3 protein-coding genes are annotated in these 3,399 nt (G+C 76.0%); all 3 read right to left on the bottom strand.

All coding sequences use genetic code 11. The annotated features are described in order from the left end of the window. Positions 1-101 precede the first annotated feature (101 nt). Complete coding sequence (locus VM95_RS43965; protein WP_052707814.1) at positions 102-1,016, bottom strand: C40 family peptidase; 915 nt, start codon at positions 1,014-1,016, stop codon at positions 102-104. A 267-nt stretch (positions 1,017-1,283) separates the two neighbouring features. Continuing rightward, positions 1,284-2,699, bottom strand: a complete 1,416-nt coding sequence (locus tag VM95_RS37225) for an acyl-CoA synthetase (protein WP_045705723.1) — start codon at positions 2,697-2,699, stop codon at positions 1,284-1,286. A gap of 222 nt (positions 2,700-2,921) precedes the next feature. Further along, a partial coding sequence (locus VM95_RS37220; RefSeq protein WP_045705721.1) for an electron transfer flavoprotein subunit alpha/FixB family protein occupies positions 2,922-3,399 on the bottom strand: 478 nt, incomplete at its 5' end.

Here is a 3,399-nt window from a genome sequence, read left to right as displayed (position 1 = left end):
GCCCCGGACGACCTCTGGCACCCCGCCGGACACCCTCCGCACACAGCGCCGAGCGCGCGCCGGGGGCGCGGACACCCCTGACGCGCGCTCGCCCGGACCGGCTAGGGCCGGCCCATGAAGTTCGGGTAGTAGCCGCTGCTGATCCCCGAGGTCCGCACCAGCGTCCCCGGCCGCGCCGCCTCGACGTAGCGGTTGTCGCCGAGGTAGATCGCCACGTGCTGGATGCCGCGCGCGGTGCCGTCCGGCGACCAGAACAGCAGGTCGCCGCGGCGCAGCTGACTGGCCTTGATCGGCGTGGTCGCCGCGTACTGGTCGTTGGCGACGCGCGGCAGGTCGATGCCGCCGCGCCGGAAGGACTGCTGCACCAGGCCCGAGCAGTCGTACCCGTTCGGCCCGTTGCCCGCCGTCACGAACGGCTTGCCGAGCTGCGCGAGCGCGTACTGCACGGCCGTCTCGACGTCCCGGTCGGCGGCCACCGAGTCGGACGAGCCAGAACCGGAGGAGGACGAGGAGCCCGAGGAGGAGCCCGAGGAGCCCGAGGAGGAGGACGAGGAGCCCGAGCCGCCGCCGGTGCGCGCCAGGTACACGTCGTAGTGCGTGGTCCAGCGCCACTCGCCCTTGCTGTTCTTGAACCAGTACCGCGAGCCGTCCCAGCCCTGCTTGATCCCGCCGCTCGACTGCTTGGCGGCGGAGGAGGACGCCGTCGTCCCACCGCCGGTGCGCGCGACGTACACGCTGTAGTGGGTGGTCCAGCGCCACTGCCCCTGGCTGTTCTTGAACCAGTACCGCGAGCCGTCCCAGCCGGCGTGCGCGGGGGCCGCCTCGGCGACCGCGGGGCTCACGCTGGTGCCGAGCCCGATCACGCTCGCACCGGCCGCGATCACGGCCACCATGCCTATCCCGCGACGGAGTCTCGCGATCCGGGACGGGCGGGCGGTGCGGGCAGGGGCCGGGGCGGCGTGCTGCCCGGTCGGCTCGTCGGCGGCATCCGGCGCGCCGGTGTTGACGGTGGTCATCCTGCTGACTTCCTCACTGCTGCGGACCGCCGCCGTTCGGGGCGGCTGCGGAGACTGCTGCGGACACGCGGTGCGCCCCGGCAGGTGCCGGGGCGTCCGGCTCGGCAGAGCCCGGCCCTGCCTGCGTGTCACGTTAGGCACGCGTCCGCTCACAGCGCGCAGTGGAGTGCGCCAATGGAGGGTTCCCGCTCGGCGGGTCGTCAGCTCCGCCACCAACGGCGCATCAGGGTGAACGCCCGTCACCGGGCGGCGCCCGGCGACCCTCCGTCAGCGGCCGCCGTGCTCCGCGAGCAGCTGCTTCTTCAGCACCTTCCCCAGGGCGTTGCGCGGCAGTTCGGGCACCAGGACGACCCGGCGCGGCCGCTTGTGCACCGACAGGCGCTCCGCCACGAAGGCCGTCAGCTGGTCCCCCGTCACGGCGCCGTCCGGGACGACGTAGGCGACGATCGCCTGCCCGAGGTCCTCGTCGGGCGCGCCGACCACGGCCGCGTCGGCGACCGCCGGGTGGTCGCGCAGCGCGGCCTCGACCTCGCCGGCGCCGATCCGGTAGCCGCCGCTCTTGATCAGGTCGACGGAGGCGCGGCCGACGATCCGGTGGAAGCCGTCCGCGCCGATCACCGCGACGTCCCCGGTGCGGAACCAGCCGTCCGCCGTCCAGGCCTCGGCGTCCGCGTCCGGCCGGTTGAGGTAGCCGCTGAACAGCGTCGGCCCGGCGACCTGCAGCTCGCCGACGCTCTCCCCGTCGTACGGCACGGGCGCGCCGTCCTCGCCGACCAGCCGGGTGCGCACGCCGTCCACCGGCAGGCCGACGCTGCCGGGGCGCCGCTCGCCGTCCGCCCGGGTGCTGACGGTGATCAGCGACTCCGTCATGCCGTAGCGCTCGATCGGCGCGTGCCCGGTGAGCGCCGCCAGCTTCTCGAACACCGGGACGGGCAGCGGCGCGCTGCCGGAGACCAGCAGTCGGGCGGAGGCCAGCCGCCCGGCCGCCTCGGGGTCGGCGGCCAGCCGGGACCAGACGGTCGGCACGCCGAAGTACAGGCTGGCGCCCGCCGCCGCGTAGCCGGCCGGGGTCGGCCGCCCGGTGTGCACCAGCCGGCTGCCGGTGCGCAGCGCGCCGAGCACGCCGAGCAGCAGCCCGTGGACGTGGAACAGCGGCAGGCCGTGGGCGAGGGTGTCCTCGGCGGTCCACTGCCAGGCGGCGGCGAGGGCGTCCAGGTCGGCGGCGATCGCCTCGCGGCGGATCACCGCGCCCTTGGGCGCGCCGGTGGTGCCGGAGGTGTAGAGCACGAAGCCGGTCGAGTCGGCGGCCGGCTCGGGGTGGCTGGTGGCGGAGCGCTCGGCCGGGTCGACCGGGAGCCCCGGCACGCCCTCCGGCACGTCCTCGCCCACGGCGTGCGCGAGCAGGGCCGCGCCCGAGTCACGCAGGATGTGCTCGCGCTCCTTGGGGCCGGAGTCCGGCGGCAGCGGCACCACCGGGACGCCGGCCAGCAGGCCGCCGACCACGGCGACGACGGTCTCGACGGTGGGCCGGGCGAGCACGGCGAGCGCGGGCGCGCCGGCCGCCCGGTCGGCGACGGCGGTCGCCGCACCCAGCAGGTCCTCGCGGGACAGGGCCCGCCCGTCGATCCGCAGCGCGTCCGCCGTGTCGCCGAACCCGCCCTGAAGTGCCGTCAGCAGTGCCATGCTTCCGTCCTCGCCCCTCGTCCTCGCCGTCGCCTCACACTGTCGCGCCGACTCTACGGGGCGTGCCCCGCGCGCCGGATCACCGGGAAGGGCTCCGGGCGCCGGGCCCGGCCGGGACCTCCGGAAACGCCGGGAAGGCGCCGGGAACGCCGAAGGGCGCGGCCCCGGGGGTACCGGGTGCCACGCCCTTCGCGCGCCGTGCGGGGAGCTCCCCGCGCGGGATCAGGCCTTGCGGGCCTTCACCTCGGCGGTCAGCTGCGGCAGCACGGCGAACAGGTCGCCGACCACGCCGTAGTCGACCAGCTCGAAGATCGGGGCCTCGGGGTCCTTGTTGACGGCCACGATGGTCTTCGAGGTCTGCATGCCGGCCCGGTGCTGGATGGCGCCGGAGATGCCCGCCGCGATGTAGAGCTGCGGGGAGACCTGCTTGCCGGTCTGGCCGACCTGGCTGGTGTGCGGGTACCAGCCGGCGTCGACGGCGGCGCGCGAGGCGCCGACTGCCGCGCCCAGGGCGTCCGCGAGCTCCTCGACGACGCCGAAGCCCTCGGCGGCACCGACGCCACGGCCGCCGGAGACCACGATCGCGGCCTCGGTCAGCTCCGGGCGGCCGGTCGAGACGCGCGGGGTGCGCGAGACGACCTTGGCGGCGTTGCCGGTGAACTCGACCGACACGTTCTCGACGGCGCCGGCGGCCGGGGCG

Origin of the sequence: Streptomyces rubellomurinus (assembly GCF_000961885.1) — a bacterium.
Taxonomy (GTDB): Bacteria; Actinomycetota; Actinomycetes; order Streptomycetales; family Streptomycetaceae; genus Kitasatospora; species Kitasatospora rubellomurina.
This window is presented reverse-complemented; position numbering and strand designations above follow the sequence as displayed.

Excerpts from the sequence above, each read along its gene's own strand:
- VM95_RS43965 (WP_052707814.1), bottom strand. The coding sequence starts at position 1,016 with ATGACCACCGTCAACACCGGCGCGCCGGATGCCGCCGACGAGCCGACC.
- VM95_RS37225 (WP_045705723.1), bottom strand. The coding sequence starts at position 2,699 with ATGGCACTGCTGACGGCACTTCAGGGCGGGTTCGGCGACACGGCGGAC.